Source organism: Bradyrhizobium sp. CCBAU 53338, assembly GCF_015291665.1.
GTDB lineage: Bacteria > Pseudomonadota > Alphaproteobacteria > Rhizobiales > Xanthobacteraceae > Bradyrhizobium.
In genome coordinates, this window is record NZ_CP030048.1 from 2,504,474 (window position 1) to 2,524,564 (window position 20,091).

The window sequence follows — 20,091 nt, forward strand, 5'->3', positions numbered from 1 at the left end:
ACAATCGATGCCGCGATACTTACTTGTTGCCTGTGCCCATATGCGGACCTGCCGCCCGCTGCCAATGCGTTGGAATCCCCAAGACGCGTCCGGTACTGCTCTTTTTCATGCGAGACGTATCTCATTCCAAAGTCATAACGTGCGTGATAGCGGATAACTTGAACTCGGCCGCATTTGTCAGCACAATGCGGATTGAACTCAGCTCTGAATTTCCAATTACAAGAAGAAGTTGGGGAAGACGCGTGGCACATGGAATGAAGGCCGCAATCACCTTGGCGGCTGCGCTTTGGGTTGCGCCGGCCGTCGCCGGCTGGGAACCGACGAAACCCGTCGAGATCGTGGTGGCGGCGGGCGCGGGGGGCGCCTCCGATCAGATGGCTCGGATGATGCAGGCCGCGATTCAGAAGAACAATCTGATGAAGCAGCCCATGGTCGTCTCGCTCAAGGGCGGTGCGTCCGGTGCTGAAGCGTTGATGTACATGAAGTCCAGCGTTGGTGATCCGAACAAGGTGCTGATCGCCTATTCGCTGATCTACATGCTGCCGCTCTCGGCCAAGATCCCGTTCAACTGGCGCGAACTGACCCCGGTTTCTGTGATCGCGCTCGACCAGTTCGTGCTGTGGGACAACAGCGCCGGCCCGAAGACGGTGAAGGAATTCGTCGCGGCCGCGAAGGCCGCAAGCTCGCCGTTCAAGATGGGCGGCACCGGCTCCAGGCGCGAGGATCACGTGCTGACGGTCTTCCTCGAGCAGAAGACAGGCGCGAAATTCTCCTATCTGCCATACAAGTCCGGCGGCGAGGCCGCGACGCAGCTCGTCGGAAACCACACCGAATCCAACGTCAACAACCCGAGCGAGAATCTCGAAGTCTGGCGCGCCGGCCAGGTGCGTCCGCTCTGCGTGTTCGACAAGGAGCGCATCTCCTACACCAGCAAGGTGACGGACGCGCAGTCTTGGGCCGACATCCCGACCTGCAAGGAAGAGGGCATCGACGTCCAGTACCTGATGCTGCGTGCGATGTTCCTGCCCGGCAAGGTGACGCCGGAGCAGCAGGCGTTCTATGTCGAGCTGTTCCACAAGGTGACGCAGACCGCCGAATACAAGGAGTACATGGAAAAGCAGGCGTTGAAGCCGATCTTCCTCACCGGCAAGGACATGGTGCAATTCCTCGAAGAGGACGATGCCCAGAACAAGTCGCTGATGACGGAAGCCGGCTTCGTCGCGAAGTAACCCGGTCACCTCGCCCCGCGTGCGGGGAGAGGTCGGATTGCGTCGAAGATGCAATCCGGGTGAGGAGAGCTCTCAGCGAGTTTAACCCTCTCCGTTCCCTTGGAGATCCCCCTCACCCTAACCCTCTCCCCGCAACCGGGGAGAGGGGATTGGCTACAGCTTCGCTCACTCATGTCCCAAACCGATCTAGAAATTGTCGTCGACGATCCGACCGCGCCTGAAGACAACTCCCCCTCCGTCACGAGCATCCGTACGGTCGAAATCATCGTCTGCCTGCTGCTGCTCGCGCTCGCCGCAATCCTCGGCTACGACAATTGGCGCAGCGGCGCCTCCTGGGATTCGACCGGGCCCGAGCCGGGCTATTTCCCGTTCTATCTCTCCCTCGTCCTTGCGGGCGGCAGCCTCTATGGCTTGATCTCGGCGCTGCTTGCGCGCCGCGAAGCCATCGAGACCTTCGTCACGCGCGCGCAGGCACGCCGCGTCATGGCGGTGTTCGTGCCGACGCTGCTGTTCTGCCTGGTGACGCAGTTCCTCGGCCTCTACGTCGCGAGCTTCCTCTTGATCTCGGGCTTCATGCGCCTCGTCGGCAAGATCGCGCTGTGGAAATCGCTTCTCACAGCTTTGCTGTTCACGGCGATCATGTTCGTCACCTTCGACATCGTCTTCGACGTCATCATGCCGAAGGGGCCGCTCGAAGCGGCCTTCGGCCACTAGGGCGGGCGCGCGATGGAAGCCTTTGGTCTGCTGCTTCACGGCTTTGCCGTCCTGCTGACGTGGAAGACGCTCGTGCCGATGTTGGTGGGCTTAGTGCTCGGCATTTTCGTCGGCGTGCTGCCCGGCCTCGGCGGCCCCAACGGCGTTGCGATCCTTTTGCCGCTCACCTTCACGATGGACCCGACCTCGGCCATCGTGATGCTGTCCTGCATCTATTGGGGCGCGCTGTTCGGCGGCGCGATCACCTCGATCCTGTTCAACATCCCCGGAGAAGCCTGGTCGGTCGCAACCACCTTCGACGGCTATCCAATGGCCCAGCAGGGCAGGGCGGCAGAAGCGCTGACCGCGGCGTTCACGTCGTCCTTCATCGGGTCGCTGGTCGCGGTGCTGCTCATCACGTTCCTCGCGCCGATGATCTCGTCCTTTGCGCTGAAGTTCGGCCCGCCTGAGTTCTTCGCGGTGTATCTCCTGACCTTCTGCTCCTTCGTCGGATTGGGACGCGAAGCCAAGCACAAGACTGTCATCTCGATGTCGCTCGGCCTTCTGCTCGCCGGCGTCGGCATGGATACGGTTTCGGGCCAGCTGCGGATGACCTTCGGCTCGTCCGAGCTCCTGCGCGGGATCAACTTCCTCGTTGCCGTCATCGGCCTGTTCGGCATCAGCGAGATCCTGTTGACCATGGAGGAGCGGCTGGCGCTGCGCGGCCACGCGGCGAGCATTTCGCTGCGCGTGGTGCTCGGTGTCTGGAAGGATCTGCCGAGATATTGGGTGACGCTGCTGCGTTCCTCCTTCATCGGCTGCTGGCTCGGGATCACGCCGGGCGGCGCGATCGCGGCGTCCTTCACGGGTTACAATCTGGCAAAACGCTTTGCCAAGGATCCCGAGAGCTTCGGCAAGGGTCGCATCGAGGGCGTGTTCGCGCCGGAGACGGCGGCGCACGCCTCCGGCACTTCGGCGCTGCTGCCGATGCTGGCGCTCGGCATCCCCGGCTCCGGAACGGCCGCGATCCTGCTCGGCGGGTTGATGGTGTGGGGGCTCAATCCCGGGCCGCTGCTGTTCGTGGAGCACAAGGACTTCGTCTGGGGCCTGATCGCCTCGATGTATCTCGGCAATGTCGTCGGCCTCGTGCTGGTGCTGACGACGGTGCCGATCTTCGCCTCGATCATGCGCGTGCCGTTCGCCGCGGTGGCGCCGATGATCGTGGTGTCCTGCGCCATCGGCGCCTACGCGATCCAGAACGCGATGTTCGACATCTGGCTGATGCTCGGCTTCGGCGTGGTCGGTTACGTCTTCAAGAAGATCGGCATTCCCTTGGCCCCGTTCACCTTAGCGCTCGTGCTCGGCAACCGGGCCGAGGATGCCTTCCGCCTGTCGATGATCGGCTCGGGCGGGAACCTCGGGGTGTTCTGGTCGAACGGCCTCGTCGGCTCGATCACGACGCTGGCGATCGTGCTGCTGTTCTGGCCCGTGATCGACGGCCTGCTCGCCAGCATCGAGTGGAGGCGCGCTCGAAAACCCCCGGCCGATAGGAGCGGTATTTAGATGCCTAATCTGTCGGACATTGTTGCTCCTGCCGCGGCGCGAAGGCTCGATCAAGGATGTCGGGGCAGCGGGCTGTATTAGCTTCGACAGATGTCTTGACCAGGCTGGGCTCGAGCTCCGGTTCGTGGTTAGAGCCGGTTGAACTGACGCTGAATCTGGACACGTGTGGCCGCCAGGTTACAGCCACTTCTTGCGATTTAGATAAAATCGGCAATGAGTTTTGGCTGGAAATTGTTTCTGACGTTCAAATATGCCGGCTTCGGAGAAACCAAAATGAAGCATTTGTTGGTTGTCGCGGCTGGAGTGGCCGCCCTTGCTATGTCTGTTCCCGCCAACGCGGCGGATCTTGCCGCTCGGCCATACACCAAAGCACCGCCTCCGGTCGTGGCCGCAGCCTATAACTGGAGCGGCTTCTACCTCGGTCTGAACGGTGGCGGTGGCTGGAGCCACAAGTGCTGGGACCTCACCGCGGTCGGCGCTGTCGCGCTTGCCACGCCCTTTGCTGAGGGATGTCACAATGCGAGCGGGGCAGTCGCTGGTGGCCAGATCGGCTATCGGTGGCAGAATGCAAGCTGGGTATTCGGACTCGAAGCGCAGGGCGACTGGGCAAACCTCAAAGGGTCGAACGTAAGCAACAACTTCTTCCGTGTAGCCGGGGATAGCACCAATCAATCGAAGATAGATGCGATCGGGTTGTTCACCGGGCAGATCGGCTACGCCTGGAACAATGTCCTTCTGTACGTCAAGGGCGGTGCGGCCGTTGCTCACGACAACTACGATGGCTTTATCGTCAACGCGGCTATCGCAAATCCGAATGTCGATCACGCGTCCGAAACGCGTTGGGGCGCTACCGTTGGCGTGGGTGGCGAGTTCGCCTTTAGCCCCAACTGGTCGGTAGGTATCGAGTACAACCATGTCTTCATGGATGATCGAAACATCACCTTTACATCTACAACCGCGCCTTTCGCTGTGACGAGGACCGATCGTATTGGTCAGGATATCGACATGGTCACGGCCAGGATCAACTATCGTTTCGGCGGCCCGGTTGTCGCAAGGTATTGAACCAAACGAGGGCGTCAAACAAAGAAGCAAAGCCCGGCCTCGCGCCGGGCTTTGTCGTTTCCGGCTCGCCCCCTCGCCGGCTTATTGCGCGGGCGCGTCGATAATCGTGGTGTCTTGTGTTAGCCTACGGAACTAGAACGCGATGTTCGCTATGGTGGTTTCGCTCGGCTTCGGCGTGGTCGGCTACGCTCTCGAGAAGATCGGCATTCGGATTATGGTGCGCGAGGGAGCCAGAAAATCGGTGGTTCGGTTCTCGTTCGCTATAGCCTCCGCAAAAGCCAACTTTGTGTTACGAGGCGGCTCGATGGGCGGCGATAAGATTACTTGGTCGCTCATCGTGTAGATAGGCACGTACGACGTATGCCATTGCGCTATGGTCTCGCCACAAGCACTACATGAGAATTGCCCCGTCTCCGGCCTGGCGGCGGCTCGTATGGAACGTAAGTAAACCGACTGGCAGACTATGTGAGAGGTATTTCGATCGGCCATGTTGCCCCTTGCACTGACTGGAAAGTGGCATTTGAGCGAGGTTATCGAGATGCCAGTAAGCGGTCAATTTCCGCCCCTGTCCGGCGCCTCGGTCTTATCTTCCGGTCTCGCAGCCAGACATTATGCAATTTCGTGGTTCATTAAATAAGGCTTGCTTGGCAGAGCAGAGTGTTTTGCACGGGGGCAAAGTCAGGCGATCATGCTTAAGGCACGCTCGGTCCTTACCTGACTGCGACCGCATCTCGTGGATGCCCACGGGATGAGCGAACGGCGGGCGTGTAAAGCCATCGGCTGCTGCCGCATGACCATGAGATATCGGACGACCCGGGCGGACGATGCCGGCGTTCGCCAGCGCATGCGGGCGATCGCTCTGGAGCGTCGCCGCTTCGGCTATCGGCGCCTGCACGTTCTGCTCAAGCGGGAGGGCTATCTGATCAACCACAAGAAACTGTTCCGGCTGTACCGGGAAGAGAGGTTTACGGTGCGCCGCCGTGGCGGGCGCAAGCGGGCGATCGGGACCCGGGCGCCGATGATGGTGCCGATGGCGCCGAACGAGCGCTGGTCGCTCGACTTCGTGTCGGATCAACTCACCGATGGCCGCCGCTTCCGTATGCTTACCGTCGTTGATGATTGCACCCGCGAGTGCCTCGCGCTGGTAGCCGACACCTCGCTCTCCGGCACCCGCGTAGCGCGGGAGCTGGACCGGCTGGTGATGGAACGCGGCAGGCCGAAGATGGTGGTCAGCGACAACGGCAGCGAGTTCACCAGCAACGCCATCCTGACGTGGGCCGATCAGAGCCGTGTTGCATGGCATTACATCGCGCCGGGCAAGCCCATGCAGAATGCCTTCATCGAGAGCTTCATGTAAAGACGGCCCCGCGGATGCAAGGGGTTTTAGCAGCACTTTGAATACCGGTCGGGTGCGTTCATGTATACGGCCTGTTAGTGCGACCGATACCATGGCCGCTGGCCCTGATGGAGATCGCGGATCGAGGCCTCATCAACGGGTCGCGCTTGTTGCGCTTAAAGCTCTTCGGGCTTGCTCGATCCCCAGCTCCGCCGGTGTCCATCATGCTGTCATTTGCCCTCACACCATCAGGTCGCCATTACACGCGGAAAGTTAGGCCGCGAGCTTTGGCCGATAGAGTTCTCCGGTCGTCATCATCGCCCAGACGATCCGGGCCAACTTGTTGGCAACGGCGATGGCGACGACCATGGGCCGACGCCGTGCAAGCAGGGCTTCGATCCAGCCACCTCCAACCCGGGAGCGTGCCTTTGGGTACCGAACAACGTTACGTGCTCCGATGACAAGCAAGTGCCTGAGATAGGAATCGCCTTGTTTTGTAATCCGGCCAGGCCGATCCTTCCCGCCGGTAGAATTCTGCTTAGGCGTCAGGCCAAGCCAGGCCGCGAACTCCCGCCCGGAGCGGAACATGGTCGCGTCCGGCACGGTTGCGACTAGGGCCGTAGCCGTTATGGGGCCGATGCCGGGAATCGAGGACAGCAACTTCGCCATCGGATTTGCGCTCTGGATCCGAGCCAGCTCACGTTCGATGGCCTCAACCTGTCGGTCCAATTCCCTCAGTTGGTTCACAAGCAAGGCAAGTGCGATGCGGGCGTGAGCCGGCAGCGTCAGATCTTCGTCGTCCAACAAGTCCACCAGACCATCCATTCGTTGCCCGGCCTTGCCCGACAATGATTCCGAACTCAGCAAAGTGAGTCGAATGGCGCAAGCTGTCATGGTGCGTTGGCGGACCAGCAAGCCTCTTGCACGATGAAGCATCAAGAAGCCCTGGTTCTCGGCGCTTTTGATCGGGACAAAGCGCATATTGGGACGGCTAACCGCTTCGCAGATTGCGGCCGCGTCAGCGGCATCATTCTTGGCTCCTCGTCGTAGGTAAGGCTTAACATAGGCTGGTGGGATCAATCTCACATCGTGTCCAAACTGCCGAATCTCCCGCGCCCAGTGATGGGCAGTCGCGCAGGCCTCAATGCCGACTAGGCAAGGGGTGAGTGAGGAGAAAAACGACATGATCTCACTTCGCCGGAGGCGTTAGCGACTGGCCACTTGGCCTTGGCTGTCAACTGCGTGGATGTGAAATACGTGCTTCGAGATGTCCAAACCAATTGTCGCGGCTCTCATTGGTGATTGCTCCTATCAGCGGGTTCGTCCATCGCCAGCATATCGCAGGCGCCGGGGGAGCGGGGCCGTCTTCCCCATCAACGGTCGGCTGCGGGATGAACTGTTGAACGAGACGCTGTTCACCTCGCTGGCCCAGGCCCGCGTCACGCTCCGATGCTGGCGGGCCGATTACAACGAGGCACGACCACACTCGCGGCTCGGATGGAAGACGCCGTCCGAGTTCGCAATTACCTGCCACCCGCGCCGGGATCTGGCGCTGCGCTATGCGAGGGCTCCGCGCCAGCTCCCGTCGCTACCACCGCCCAACCGGGCAAATCCAACAGCCGGAGCGAACTCAGGATTGGATAAAACTTGGGGGCAAGGTCATCATGAAACACCTAATCTCGGTGTCCATCAAACCGGCAGCAGCTCAGGCAGCGGAATACCAAAAACGGCGGGAGAGACTTCCCAATCTGTCCGGAAGCTAAATCTTCTTTTCGCTTGCATCCGTATCGACTTGGCTGAGTTTCGGAAGTCGGTCAGCTAGGGACGATTCTGTGATCCGCGTTGACGGGGAAAGTCGGCACTTCATTCCTTCATTCTGCCCTTCTGTTCTTCTCGACAGTGATCGTCCGGCAGATTCGTCGCTCTGCCGAATCATTCTCCCTGCTGCGAGACTAACGCCGATCACATAGATCCAGCCGGGCACAAAATCGAACAGATGCGAGTTCAACAGCGAACTGACCGCATTCTGCACGACGACTATGAAACCAAGCCATGGATAGAAGCCGGAACCCCGAAAAAGGCTAAGATGACAAATCCACATTGCGTATAGGGCGGCAAACCCGATCCCCCCCCACTGCACGGCCACGTTGAGAGTCTGATTGTGTGGATTGCTGACCGTCTGCGCGCTAAGCCCGGTTTGACCCAGTGCGGCGCGATCAAAGAGCATTTGGGTGGATCCTGTGCCGTGCCCAACGACTGGAGCTTCGCTAATGAACCTGAGAGACTTGCGCCAGTACTCGAGCCGCAATCCAGTCGACGTTATATCATTGCCGGCACCGTACTTTGAATATTCAAGCAAGATACTATTCGTCCGATTTTGTAGATTGGGTGAGGCAAGCCAAGCAGACCCTGCAAGCAATATGCAACATGCCATCGCTCCATAAAAAAGTAAGCGCGGCAAATAAAATGCTCCGAAAAGAAACAGCATGATCGGAACGTATACTAGAGCTGTCCGAGCGAGTACGACGAAAGACAGATTGGCAAGGAATGCAACCGATAGCACCAGCAGAGGCAGCGCCAAATGGATCTTTCGGTCTTTGATAAGTTCAAGGATCGGCCAAGCTAATACCACAGCACACAATGCAAACGATTGGCTTTGATCGATGTAATTCTTTACTGGAACGCCCGGCTGCAAACTTGCTGTCGAGGTGAGATTGGGCACAAACGCTGTGACCCACGACAAAGCCAGGAGAACAGTGCAAGATGCAAGGAATCCTACGGGAATCCAAGCTGATCGCGATGACCTTCGAAAGTGATATAGGAAGAACGGCATCATAAGAAACTTTAGCGTAGGATTTACGCCTCGCAGTCGAGCAGTCCAAGAAACGTCAGTCGCCCACAGAGTACCGATCGCAGCTAACGCGAACAGCGCCACCGCAAAGCCGCTTCTAGAGCGGCCTACGAGGCTAGCAAATTCTCCGAGCCGTATCCTTGGTAATACGCTAAGTACCCAGAGGGCGCTGAAGACAGAGGTGATGGTTGCGGACCACGGCAGCGATGCGACCGTGATCACAGCGAGAACGTCGCTCGTTGCTGTCCAGTTCAATTGTGTCGGAAAGCGCCAGAAATTACGAGCCCAGCCGTACCACTCTTTGTCTACCGTAGATGAGCCAAGCTCGCTGTCCATAGTTCCTCATGGTTTGCATGGTAAGACGTTTCCGAGCGCGCTCAACACTGCAGCTCAAGCAAGAGAGCGCGTCAGATGACTTGGGCTTCTCTTAACCTTGCAATCTCTTCTGTGCCGAAGCCAAATTCTTTCAGAACCTCCTCCGTCTGCTCGCCGAATTCCGGCGGCCTCGCCACTATCCTGCTCGGCGTGCGCGACAGCGTCACAGGTTGGCCGACCAAGCGGATGTGGCGGCCCTCGTCGTTCGGCACGTCCTGCGCGATGCCGAGATACCTGACCTGGGCGTCCTCGAACATCTGGTTGATCGCATAGATCGGCCCGCAGGGCACGCCGGCCTCGTTGAGTTCGCGGACCCAGGTCTCGGTCGATTTCGTCACGGTGCGCTTCTCGATCTCGACGTTGAGCGCGTCGCGGTTCTTGGAGCGGGCAGGGGCGGTTGCGTAGTCGGGATGGGCATAGAGCTCGGGTGCGCCGATCGCCCGCGCGCAGCGTTCCCAGATCCGGCCGCCTGTCGTGGCGATGTTGATGTAGCCGTCGGAGGTCTTGAACACGCCGGTCGGGATGCTGGTCGGATGGTTGTTGCCGGCCTGCTTGGCGACCTCCTTCTCCATCAGCCAGCGTGCGGCCTGGAAGTCGAGCATGAAGATCTGGGCCTGAAGCAGCGAGGTCTGCACCCATTGGCCCTTGCCGGAAACCTCGCGCTCGAGCAGCGCGGTGAGGATGCCCATGGCGCAGAACAGGCCGGCCGTCAGGTCGGCGACGGGAATGCCAACCCGCATCGGGCCTTCGCCCGGCGCCCCCGTAATCGACATCAGCCCGCCCATGCCTTGTGCGATCTGATCGAAGCCAGGCCGCTTGTGGTAGGGGCCGTCCTGGCCGAAGCCGGAGATGCTGCCATACACGATGCGCGGATTGATCGACGCGAGGCTGTCGTAGTCGATGCCGAGTTTCTTCTTCACGTCGGGCCGGAAATTCTCGACCACGACGTCGGCCTTGGCGGCCAGGCGCTTGAACACGGCGAGCCCGCGCGGGTCCTTCAGGTTCAAGGCCATGGCCCGCTTGTTGCGGTGCAAATTCTGGAAGTCGGAGCCCCGCCGCGGTCCGCCGGGCTGCTCGCCGCCGGAATCCTCGGTCAGCGCATCGACCTTGATCACGGTCGCACCCCAATCCGCGAGTTGCCGCACGCAGGTGGGCCCGGAGCGGACGCGGGTCAGATCGAGCACAGTGAACCGCGACAGGGCTTCGGAAGCGTGAGGAAATGGCATCGTGGTTGGCTCCGGGAACAGATTGCGGGCCTACCATAGTGCCGAAAGATCATGCGGCAAGCATCGATTGGCGGCCATGCGTCAGGGTCACGGTGGCGTGGCCTTTGAGAACCCCACAGCAGGTGACGTCGCTGGCATTGACCATTCGCACGGGCGAGGCGGGCCTAGCGCGACAGACGCTGGAGGTCGGCGCGTGCCTTCGCGGCGAGCGGGTCGTCACCATGGCGCGCGATGAAAAGCTGGTAGGCTTCAACCGTGTCCTTGCGGCGGGCAGCATCGTACTCCTCCGCCACGGCCACAGAAGGATCCCGCGCGCGCGGAACCGTCGGCGAGCGCATCTTCTTGGCGCTCTCAGTCGCATTGGCTTTGGAATTCACAACGGGCGATCCTCCAAAACTGGCGAGCGCGAACAGCGCGCCGAAAGTGCAGGCAAATAGTCGAAGTATCTTCATGGTGTCCCTCGCAGCCCCGGAATTGTGCGATACCTTGTCACAAGCCACGCAGCTGTGCCGATAGAACCCCGCCAGACCGACTATGCGAGAGTGCACACTTGCGCAAAAGCCCAGTCGATTTCAATAGTCACGAGTCGTTGGCAGGCGCCAATCTGCTGCAGTGGTCGCGGCGGCGGTCGGCAATCAGGGCGGCTCCGTGCAGTCCTCGCAGGTCGATGTGTCAGGCGCGAGACCAGGACGGCTTCGTCGGGCCTCGTGGTGAGCTGCGAGCTCGAGCAGCCCGCGCTGCAAAAGGTGCTCTACGATCTCGAGGCCGGCACGCCCTTCCTGTTCGGTCGACCAGCTCGACGTCCAGGTGCCGCAGACCATGGCACTCGACGACGCCCCGAGTGGCCGCGTCAGGGTGATTTTGGGCCTCTCCGGCCAATGGCAGGCGGGGAAATCGGGCGACAACTCACGGTTCCCTGCAATTTCAGCCATTTGGCCCTCAGGCAACAGCTTCGCGAATCGCAACATGCGGAACGGGAGGGCATGCCTGGAGCAGATTGAAGGCGGGGCGCATCGGATTTAATTTGACGCGTCTGCCGCGCGCCGCTGCCCCGGTCGAAGGGGTTGACGTGCAGCGGCCCGCCGAAGCCCGTCGAAGCGCCGCCGCCGCTGATGCTGGTCCGGGCGCCGTGGCTGCGGAGGGCGGCAAGTTGACCATGCCGACCACGGCAAATCCGGACGCCATTGCCTAAGCCGCTCAACCGCCTTAAGACGTGGCTTCAACGTCTTATGTCGGGAGAAGGACGCGGCTTGACCGACACGCAGACTGACGCGCCCGGCAAGGCCGATGGTTTTGGCGGTATCGGTGCTGCCGGGCGCGCGCGCCGGCTCGTTCACGGCTGGTCGGCGAACCTGGTGCAGATGGTGCTGGGACTGACCCAGCAACTGCTGCTGATCCCGGCGTTCCTGCATGTCTGGAGCGGCGAGCTGCTCGCGGCTTGGCTTGCGATTTTTTCCGCTGGTAGCCTAGTGGTCGTGGCGGATTCGGGGTTGCAGCTTCGCGCGATCAACCGGTTTCTGGTGTTCCGGTCCTCTGCCGACTGCGACGGCCGTACCGCGCGCTTCTATCATGCCACACTGCGAATTTATCTCGCCATCGTCGCAAGTCTCGGCGTGTTGCTGTGCGGGGCAGTCTATCTCGCGCCGCCCTCGGCGGTGCTCGGCTTTCACGCGACGCCGACCTTCGATGTCGCGATGCTGGTGATGACGCTGGGTATGCTAATGAGCCTGCCCGCCAATCTCGCCTCCGGCCTCTATCGCGTGCGCGGCCAATATGGCCGCATCATCTGGCTGCAAAACGCCGCATTACTGCTCGGTCAGATCGCGCAGCTCGTTGCACTTTTCGTGTTCGGAAGCGTGCTCGCAGTGGCGCTCGCCTTCATCTTAATGCAGCTGCTGTTCACGATCTTCATCGTCGCCTTCGACGCGCCGCGGTTGTTTCCGTTCATGCGCCGTACGGGAATGTCACCGTCTGTTGTGCCATCATGGCGCTGGAGTGTCGGACAGCTCGGTCGCGCACTGCCCTTCGCGGTCACCAACATCGCCGAGCTCGCGCTCGTCAACGTGCCGGTGCTGCTGGTCTCGGCTCTTGTCAGCGATCGTGTCGCAGTGGCGCAATGGGGGCTGACGCGCGTGATTGCAAGCCTGGTGCGTGGGCTCTGTCTCCAGATCGCCCTGCCGTTGGGCGCCGAGCTCGGCCACGACCACGCGATCGGCGACAAGGAGCGGCTCCGCCGCCACTATGCTTATGGCTCGGTGTTCGTAACCGGGCTCGCCTGCCTAGTCGTTGCGGGCATGTTGCCGTTCTGGTCCGAGTTCTTCGTGTTGTGGACCCATGGCAGCATTCCCTATGATGGTCTGCTCGCGTTGATGCTGTTGCTTGGCTCGGCCGCGGTCGCGCCTTCGCTGCTGGCGCTGGTCTTTGCCAGTCACAGCAACCGCGGCGAGCTTCTGATCCGGACCAAGGGGTTGCAGCTTGTCGTCTTCTTGGCTCTGTCCTTCGTGCTGATCCCGCGGCTGGGACCGCTCGGCGCCGCGGCTGCGATGGTCGCGAGCGATATCCTGCTTCAGTTCGGCCTGCTCGGATGGGGAATCATGCGGCAGACCTTGCGCGAGCCATTTAGGCACATTGCCTTCCTGCTGCTGATGGCAACCGGCGTTGTGGCGTCGGGCTGGCTGATCGGTCTTGCGATCACCGAGCTGATACCGGGGAGCGGGATTTCGCATTTCATGGTGGAATGCGCGGCCTGGCTGGTTGTGGTTGGCGCACTCGCAAGCCCGCTGCTGAGCGAGGCGCTGCGCGCGCGCCTGCGGGTCCTGGTGCCGGCATAGCGAAGATTTCAGCGCGGCGTCAGCCCGAGCCGGTGCTTCAGCCGCTCGAGATGGCGGGCGAATTGTGCCTGACCCGCCTTGGTCTCCTCGGCAAACTGCGCGAGCCGCTGATGTCCCGCTGCGCTCAAGCGCTCGCGCGTGCCCTCGGTGCGGAGACTGACGATCGCGTCCGCGAGCGACCGCGGGTCGTCATAATCGAACAGGATCGCGGCATCGCCGGCCTGCACCTTGAATGCCTCCGGATAGATCACGGGCGTGCCGACCGCCCAGGCTTCCAGGGGCGGCAGATTGGTCGGGCCGAAATAGCTCGGCATCACCAGCGCCGCCGCGCCGCGATAGAGCGCACCGAGTTCGGCAGATCCAATGAAGCCGATGATGGAGACCTGATCCGACAAACCGCAGCTCTTGATCGCCGCATCGATCTTGCCGCGTCCCCCGCGATCCGAGCCGCAAAGCACCAGCCGTTCGGTAACGCCACGCTCGCGCAGACGAGCGAGCGCTGCGAGCAGCGTCATGTGGTTTTTGTGCGGCCAGAACTGCGCTGGATAGAACAGGTAACCGGGCTCGAGCCGGTACTTTGCCAGCACGGCCGCATCATCGCCGGCAGCGGGGGCGGACTGGCTCACATAGGCCGAAGGCGAGAAGGGGATACAAACCGCGCGATCCCGCTCCATGGCGTAGCGGCGGGAGAGACCATCGATCAGGTCGGGCGCATTCACGATCACCACGGCGGCCTTGGTGCTCGCAAGGCGGAACAGGATCTCACGTCGCTCGAATTCACCGAAGGTGCGGACTTCAGGAAATTCCGGCGCATCGCGATGGCAGCCGTCGAAGATCGTGATGATGAAGGGCAGCTCATACAGCAACAAGTGCCGCTTCGAGGTCGAGGTGAAATGCACGACGTCGGTGCCATCGCGGATCAAGGCGCGCTCGAACGGCGATTTCAACTTCAGCGCGATCTGGATCAGGTCGAACGGTCGGCAATATTTCAGGAAAAGGAAGAGATAGTCGAGCACGCCGAATTTGAGCAGGCGGACGGTGACGCCGAATTCCTTCAGGATCTCAATTGTCTTCGGATAGGGCGAGTACACCTCGATTTCGTTGCCGGACTTAGCTGCCCAATCGCGCAGCCAGAGCAGGTCATTGAGAGGCTGCTGAAAGCCGCCACCGACCTCGAGTGCCTGCTCCAGCATCACGGCAAGGCGCAGCGCTCTCACGGCTTGCCGGCCTTTTTCGCCATGGCGTAGGCCGCCCAGCTCTTCGAACTCGGCCCGTCCTGCGTCAGCCATGCGGCATGAGTAGCGGGCTTAAAACCGCTCCCCGCGAGCGCTGCGTCAATCTCGAAGGGAAACCAGTAGCGCATGTGGTGCGCTTCATCGACCCGACGAATGGTGCCGCGATCCGTCTCCTCGCAGAACAGTGTGTAGTTCACGGTGACTGTTGCGGCCTGCTCGTCATGATCGGATTGCGCGATTCGGGTGAGGCGCAGCGGCTTCTGCTCGATCACCTTGACGCGCGTCTCGACTCCTCGCGCCAGCACGGCGCCGCCATACCAGTAATCGAAGAAGAACACGCCGCCCGGCTTCAGCGCGGCATGCGCCGTGCGGAACATCGCCGCCAGCGCATTGCGGCTGGTCTGGTAGCTCGCGACGTGGAACAGCGACACCACCGCGTCGAAATCATGTTCGGGGCCGGCCTCGCAGGCATCGCCCTGCCGGAACGGAATCGAGAGCCCGGCCTTCGCGGCGCGCGCCTTGGCGCTTGCGATCATCTCATCGCTGAGATCGACGCCGGCAACGCTCCATCCCCGACGGGCGAAGGCCAGCGCATGCAGGCCGGTGCCGCAGCCGAGATCGAGTAGCTTGCCCGAGGCGACGCCATGGTCGCGCAGGCGCGCCTCGACGAAAGATGTCTCGGCCGCGTAGTCCTTGTCCCGATAGAGCAGGTCGTACCAGGGCGCGTAGTCGGCGAAGACAGTCACGACAGGATCTCCTCAAGCGCCTGCGCGGAGCGCACGATGTCGTGGTCGGTCAAGCCAAGTCCACTCGGCAGGTAAAAACCGCGACGGGCAATGGTTTCGGCATTCGGATGCGATTCGTCGAGCATCAGGCCCATCCGTCGCAGCACCGGCTGCTCGTGCATGCACCAGAAGAACGGCCGCGTGCCGATGCCCTTTTCGCCGAGTCGGCGCATCGCCTCCTGGGCATCGAACGGCACGTCGTCGCCCAACACGATGCCGTAAACCCAGTAAATGTTGTCCGCATAGCTTGTCCTGGCGACCGGACGGCGGATGCTGTTGAGGCCGCCGAGATGCTCGTCATAGAGCCGGCCGATGCGGCGCTTGAGTTCGACGGAGCGGGGCAGACGCTCGACCTGGGCGACGCCAAGCGCCGCCTGTAGATTGGTCATGCGCGCGTTCCAGCCGAGCTCCTCGTGGACGAAGCGCTGCTGCGGCTGAAAGCAGAGGTTGCGATAGCCTTGCAGCCGATCGGCGAGCGCGTCGTCGTCGGTGAGGATCATGCCGCCTTCGCCTGTCGTGACATGCTTGTTGGGATAGAAGCTGAAGGTCGAGACGTCACCGAAGCCGCCGCAGGGCGCACCGCGATAGGTCTGGCCGTGCATCTCGGCGGCATCCTCGATCACCTTGAGACCGTGCGTGCGGGCGAGCGCCAGGATCGGTTCGAGATCGACCGGCAGGCCGTAGATGTGGACCAGCATGATCGCCCGCGTGCGCCGGGTGATCGCAGCTTCCACGCCCTCGGCCGTCATGTTCCAGGTCGCGGCATCGCAATCGACGCCAACGGGCACGAGCCCGGCGCGGACGACGGCCGCGGCGCAGCTGATGATCGTGAAGGTAGGGATGATGACCTCGGAGCCTTCCTCGAGCCCGAGCGCGTGAACGGCGATGTCGAGCGCGACCGAGCCATTGGTCACCGCGACGCCGTGGCGCCGCCCCGCAGCCTGGGCCATCGCCTGCTCGAAGCGCTTGATGAATGGCCCTTCCGACGAGATCCATCCGGTTCGGATGCATTCGGCCAAATAGTCGGCTTCGTTGCCGTCGAGCAGCGGCGTGTTGACGGGAATGAACGGCGCGGTCTCAGGCTTGGTCACAGATTTGGACCCTTGATCCGAATTTCGGACGGCGCGACTTCCGCAAACCTTGTCTTGTCGTTCTCGCCGGAATAGGGGCCTTGCTTGATCTCGAACATCTCGACCGGCTCGAGCACGTGGAAGCCGTGGGCGCCGCTGCACAACAGCATGATGTCGCCGGCACTCAGCACACGGCTCTCCAGATAGTCTTCAGCCACCGTGTAGAAATCGACCTGGAGCTTGCCCTTCTGGATCAGCAGCACCTCCTGGGTGTAGTGCACCTCGCGCGTCACCTTGTTGTGGCGATGCGGCTCGATGCTCTTGCCCTTCGGGTGGCTCATGTAAGCGAGCTGCTGGGACAGTTCCGGCGACGAAAAGAAGTGGATACCCGGCTCGCGAAACGAGGCGCGCACGATGATCGCATAGAGCTGGTCGCCGAATCGAACATGTTCGACGTGTTCCATCCTAGGCCCTCGACAAAAAGTGCTGTAATTAGAGTGACATAGCGTCAGCGCCGGGCACTTTGGCCATTTTGGTCGGGACCGTCAAGGGCTGACCCGATACCGCGAAGAATGGGGCTTGTCAGGATTAGGCGGCGGTCGCCGGTCCCGGCCTTGAGAAACTGAGATGGACAGCCTGATCGTCACGGTTCAGCGGGCGCCGTGTCTGCAGTGGAATTCCACGATGGAAGCCGTCTGAGAAATCAAAACGTCATGGACTAACCAGTCCTCGCCACGAGAGGCGAGAAATCGGTCTGATCCACCAGGACCGGGCGGCCGATCCGCTTGATACGGCATGCGGCGCGGGAGTCGACGTTATCCTGATTGAGATCGAGGCCTGGGTTGAGATCCTCAATCTGCACCAGCAGGGCCTGCTTCGCTTCCACGTAGCTGAGCCCAACCTTCCGCGCGAGGGCCTCGTATCAGCTTGAACGGTGGCACCGCGCGCAGCCAGCCAGAATAATAGTGCAGGCGGGAGGGATGCGCAGGCGGCGGAGGAACGGTGACGGCAAGGCCATGCTCGCGCGCCCACGCTGCCCGCAACTATGCCTGTGCGCCAGGCGAACGGAGCGACTATCCCGAAAGCTGCCCCGTCATCCAGCACGCCAGTCGGAACGCGTGTGTATTGATCAGGGTGACAAGCGCTTCAGCTCGGCGTGCCGTCGGTCAGGGGATCGCCTTGGCGCGCGATGAAGAGCTCGAACGCCTCCGTCGTCTCCTTATGTCGAGCTAGCCCTTGCAAATCATGACGAGCGGCTGGAACCGGTATTGCCATCCCGACCCGTATGACTACGGGATTTGATGCTTAACACGGTCTTGCGGAAGAGCTCGGGATGCTTCGCCCCATTTAAACCAAACGTATGTTTCTCAACGTAGAATCAGCTGCCTATACCCCGAATCGAGCGGGGGCTTGCTGCTTCGGAGATTCCTTTGGCGACCTCAGTGAAAGTTAGTGCGACCAACAACGCAGATATCGACGGACTGCTGGCGGGTGTCAAATGGTCCGGTACGATCAGCTATAGCTTTCCCAGCTCGTCCGGCACTTATGCCTATCCTTATTCCGGCGGCGACGGTGAACCAACCACGTCGGGATTTTCGTCTGCGCCGACCCAGATGCAGGCGGCGATCAACTACGCCATTGCGCTGATCAAGAGCTACACCAACGCCAGCATTGCCCATAACGGCACCGGCTCCTCCGACATCATGATCGCGCAGTCGCCGGCAGCCAATCCGACTTCTTACGCCTATTACCCCGGCAACTATGCGGCCGGCGGTGACGTCTGGTTTGGCACGCAATACGACTATACGCAGGCGCAGCTCGGAAATTATTATTTCACGACCGCGCTGCACGAGCTCGGTCATGCCTTCGGTCTCAAGCACAGCCAGGAGACCGGCGGCGTCGCCAATGTCGCGGTCCCGACCGCCCATGACGACAGCGAATACACCGTCATGAGCTATCGCAGCTATGTCGGTGGTCCGCTCACCGGCTACACCAACGAGCAGTATGGATATCCTGAGACCTATATGGCCAACGATATCCTCGCGCTGCAGACGTTGTGTGGCGCCAACTACAACACCCAGAGCGGCAACACGGTCTATACTTGGAGCCCGACCACCGGGCAGGAGTTCATCAACGGCGTCGGACAACTTGCTGATGGCGGTGGCGTCGGCGGCTCGGCCAACCGCATCTATGAGACCATCTGGGATGGCGGCGGTGTCGACACCTACGACCTGTCGAACTACACAACGAACCTCAGCATCAACCTCAATCCCGGCGCCTCGTCGGTGTTCTCCACGGTGCAGCTGGCCAATCTCGGCGCCGGCCATTACGCCTCCGGCAACGTCTATAACGCCTATCTTTACAATGGCGACGTACGCTCCTACATCGATAATGCCACAGGCGGTTCCGCCAACGACACCGTCATCGGCAACGCCATCGCCAATGTGCTGAAGGGCGGCGCCGGCAACGACACGATCACCGGCGGTGGCGGCAACGACATCATCGATGGCGGTGCTGCCACCGACACGGCGGTGTATTCGGGGAACAGGGCGGACTACACCGTTACGTATAATTCAGCGACGCAGACTTTCACGATTGCTGATCAACGCGCCGGTTCACCTGACGGCACCGATACGATAACGGGGGTGGAGAACTTCCATTTTCTCGATGGCAGCGTTGCAGCTGGGTCTATGGTCCCGAATCACGCACCCGTGCTGACGGTCCCCTCAATCAATGTGATGGCTACCGCTGGTCAAGCGATACCTGCCTCGAGTTTGTTCAGTGCTTCCGACCACGACGGCGATGCGCTGACTTACTACATCCTTGACAACACCACGGCGCCGAACAGTGGTCATTTCGAAGTAAACGGTGTGGCGCAATCGGCGGGCGCTGTTCACGCGCTAACCAGCTCGCAGCTTGCACAAACCATTTTCGTTGCTGGCGCCGCTGGGGTTGCCGATGATTTGTTCGTCATCGCCTCGGATGGCAAGGCACTTTCTGGCGCCGATTACGTGGGCTTTCAAGTCAACGCGGCACCTAACTATGCGCCGATACTAACGGTCCCATCGACCAATGTGATGGCTACCGCGGGTCAAACGTTACCTGCCTCGAGCCTGTTCAGTGCTTCCGACATCGACGGTGATGCACTCACTTATTACATCCTTGACAACACCACGGCGCCGAACAGTGGTCATTTCGAAGTGAACGGTGTGGTGGAATCGGCGGGCACTGTTCATACGCTGACCAGATCGCAGCTTGCGCAAACCAATTTCGTTGCTGGCGCCGCCGGCGTTACCGATGATTTGTTCGTCATCACCTCCGATGGAAAGGCGCTTTCTGGTGCCGACTACGTAGGCTTTCATGTCGAGGCAGCACCTAATCATGCGCCGGTACTAACGGTCCCGTCGACGAATGTGATGGCTATCCCGGGTCAGACGTTACCTGTCTCGAGGCTGTTCAGTGCTTCCGACATCGACGGTGATGCGCTCACCTACTACATTCTTGACAACGCCACGGCGCCGAACAGTGGTCATTTCGAAGTGAATGGTGTGGTGGAATCGGCGGGCGCTGTTCACGCGGTGAGCAGTTCTCAGCTTGCGCATACTACTTTCGTTGCTGGCGCCGCCGGCGTCACCGATGATTTATTCGTCGTCGTCTCCGATGGAAAGGCGCTCTCCAATACCGACTACGTGGGCTTTCACATCCTTGTTTAAGGTAGCCCGGAAGCGAGCGACTGCAAACAAGAGCTGTTGTCAGAGCGCGGCGAGGAGAAGAGGGCGATATCCAGGTTCGATGGCGCAGGCGATAATTGCCTATTCTAGCGCAGTACACCGCT

At 61.0% G+C, this 20,091-nt stretch carries 17 protein-coding genes and 2 pseudogenes; 10 read left to right on the top strand and 9 right to left on the bottom strand.

Annotated elements, in window-relative coordinates; translation table 11 throughout:
- The first annotated feature begins 254 nt into the window (after positions 1 to 254).
- The 6 genes and pseudogenes from XH90_RS11810 to XH90_RS11835 all read left to right on the top strand — a co-directional run.
- A complete protein-coding gene (locus tag XH90_RS11810) occupies positions 255 to 1,229 on the top strand; it encodes a tripartite tricarboxylate transporter substrate binding protein (protein WP_194481577.1) in 975 nt (324 codons plus the stop codon).
- A 171-nt stretch (positions 1,230 to 1,400) separates the two neighbouring features.
- A complete protein-coding gene (locus XH90_RS11815) occupies positions 1,401 to 1,943 on the top strand; it encodes a tripartite tricarboxylate transporter TctB family protein (RefSeq protein ID WP_194481580.1) in 543 nt (180 codons plus the stop codon).
- 12 nt (positions 1,944 to 1,955) lie between these two features.
- The gene (locus XH90_RS11820) at positions 1,956 to 3,485 is read left to right on the top strand and encodes a tripartite tricarboxylate transporter permease (RefSeq protein ID WP_194481591.1); all 1,530 of its coding nucleotides are present in this window, start codon (positions 1,956 to 1,958) and stop codon (positions 3,483 to 3,485) included.
- 213 nt (positions 3,486 to 3,698) lie between these two features.
- Positions 3,699 to 4,547, top strand: coding sequence for an outer membrane protein (locus XH90_RS11825; RefSeq protein ID WP_371748345.1), 849 nt, complete (start codon positions 3,699 to 3,701; stop codon positions 4,545 to 4,547).
- Between the two features lie 151 nt (positions 4,548 to 4,698).
- Positions 4,699 to 4,890 carry a hypothetical protein gene (locus XH90_RS11830; protein ID WP_194481593.1) on the top strand — a complete coding sequence of 64 codons (192 nt, stop codon included), beginning with the start codon at positions 4,699 to 4,701 and terminating at the stop codon, positions 4,888 to 4,890.
- A 384-nt stretch (positions 4,891 to 5,274) separates the two neighbouring features.
- Positions 5,275 to 5,898 (top strand): annotated as a pseudogene (locus XH90_RS11835) (IS3 family transposase); the annotation flags it as partial.
- Positions 5,899 to 6,156: 258 nt separating this feature from the next.
- On the opposite strand, the gene XH90_RS11840 reads toward XH90_RS11835, so the two are convergent.
- Positions 6,157 to 7,071: an IS110 family transposase gene (locus XH90_RS11840; protein ID WP_305853190.1), complete on the bottom strand. Its 915-nt coding sequence runs from the start codon at positions 7,069 to 7,071 to the stop codon at positions 6,157 to 6,159.
- Between the two features lie 187 nt (positions 7,072 to 7,258).
- On the opposite strand from XH90_RS11840, the pseudogene XH90_RS11845 reads away from it, so the two are divergent.
- Positions 7,259 to 7,527 (top strand): annotated as a pseudogene (locus tag XH90_RS11845) (transposase); the annotation flags it as partial.
- A gap of 115 nt (positions 7,528 to 7,642) precedes the next feature.
- Here XH90_RS11845 and XH90_RS11850 read toward each other — a convergent pair.
- The 3 genes from XH90_RS11850 to XH90_RS11860 form a co-directional block, all read right to left on the bottom strand.
- Complete coding sequence (locus tag XH90_RS11850) at positions 7,643 to 9,070, bottom strand: O-antigen ligase (RefSeq protein WP_194481595.1); 1,428 nt, start codon at positions 9,068 to 9,070, stop codon at positions 7,643 to 7,645.
- 71 nt (positions 9,071 to 9,141) lie between these two features.
- Positions 9,142 to 10,335 (bottom strand): CaiB/BaiF CoA-transferase family protein, encoded by a 1,194-nt coding sequence (locus XH90_RS11855; protein WP_194481598.1) that lies wholly within the window; start codon positions 10,333 to 10,335, stop codon positions 9,142 to 9,144.
- A 164-nt stretch (positions 10,336 to 10,499) separates the two neighbouring features.
- A complete protein-coding gene (locus XH90_RS11860; RefSeq protein WP_194481600.1) occupies positions 10,500 to 10,787 on the bottom strand; it encodes a hypothetical protein in 288 nt (95 codons plus the stop codon).
- 258 nt (positions 10,788 to 11,045) lie between these two features.
- Between XH90_RS11860 and XH90_RS11865 the strand changes: the two genes are divergently transcribed.
- Together XH90_RS11865 and XH90_RS11870 are read left to right on the top strand one after the other, a co-directional pair.
- Positions 11,046 to 11,336: a GspMb/PilO family protein gene (locus XH90_RS11865; RefSeq protein WP_246755776.1), complete on the top strand. Its 291-nt coding sequence runs from the start codon at positions 11,046 to 11,048 to the stop codon at positions 11,334 to 11,336.
- A gap of 249 nt (positions 11,337 to 11,585) precedes the next feature.
- The gene (locus XH90_RS11870) at positions 11,586 to 13,166 is read left to right on the top strand and encodes a lipopolysaccharide biosynthesis protein (RefSeq protein ID WP_194481603.1); all 1,581 of its coding nucleotides are present in this window, start codon (positions 11,586 to 11,588) and stop codon (positions 13,164 to 13,166) included.
- Positions 13,167 to 13,174: 8 nt separating this feature from the next.
- Here XH90_RS11870 and XH90_RS11875 read toward each other — a convergent pair whose 3' ends face one another.
- The 5 genes from XH90_RS11875 to XH90_RS11895 all read right to left on the bottom strand — a co-directional run bounded on the left by XH90_RS11875 (position 13,175) and on the right by XH90_RS11895 (position 17,142).
- Entirely contained in the window at positions 13,175 to 14,383 is a 1,209-nt protein-coding gene (locus tag XH90_RS11875) for a glycosyltransferase family 1 protein (RefSeq protein ID WP_194481605.1), read from the bottom strand.
- Positions 14,380 to 15,147 (bottom strand): class I SAM-dependent methyltransferase, encoded by a 768-nt coding sequence (locus tag XH90_RS11880; RefSeq protein ID WP_194481608.1) that lies wholly within the window; start codon positions 15,145 to 15,147, stop codon positions 14,380 to 14,382. The genes XH90_RS11875 and XH90_RS11880 overlap by 4 nt, the downstream gene beginning before the upstream one ends.
- Positions 15,144 to 16,277, bottom strand: coding sequence for a DegT/DnrJ/EryC1/StrS aminotransferase family protein (locus tag XH90_RS11885; RefSeq protein WP_194481610.1), 1,134 nt, complete (start codon positions 16,275 to 16,277; stop codon positions 15,144 to 15,146). Before XH90_RS11885 ends, XH90_RS11880 begins: the two co-directional genes overlap by 4 nt.
- On the bottom strand, positions 16,274 to 16,720 hold the full coding sequence (locus XH90_RS11890; RefSeq protein ID WP_194481612.1) for a hypothetical protein: 447 nt from the start codon (positions 16,718 to 16,720) through the stop codon (positions 16,274 to 16,276). Before XH90_RS11890 ends, XH90_RS11885 begins: the two co-directional genes overlap by 4 nt.
- A gap of 254 nt (positions 16,721 to 16,974) precedes the next feature.
- Entirely contained in the window at positions 16,975 to 17,142 is a 168-nt protein-coding gene (locus XH90_RS11895; protein ID WP_194481614.1) for a hypothetical protein, read from the bottom strand.
- A gap of 544 nt (positions 17,143 to 17,686) precedes the next feature.
- Between XH90_RS11895 and XH90_RS38925 the strand changes: the two genes are divergently transcribed.
- The gene (locus tag XH90_RS38925) at positions 17,687 to 19,969 is read left to right on the top strand and encodes a M10 family metallopeptidase (protein WP_246755778.1); all 2,283 of its coding nucleotides are present in this window, start codon (positions 17,687 to 17,689) and stop codon (positions 19,967 to 19,969) included.
- Positions 19,970 to 20,091: the final 122 nt, after the last annotated feature.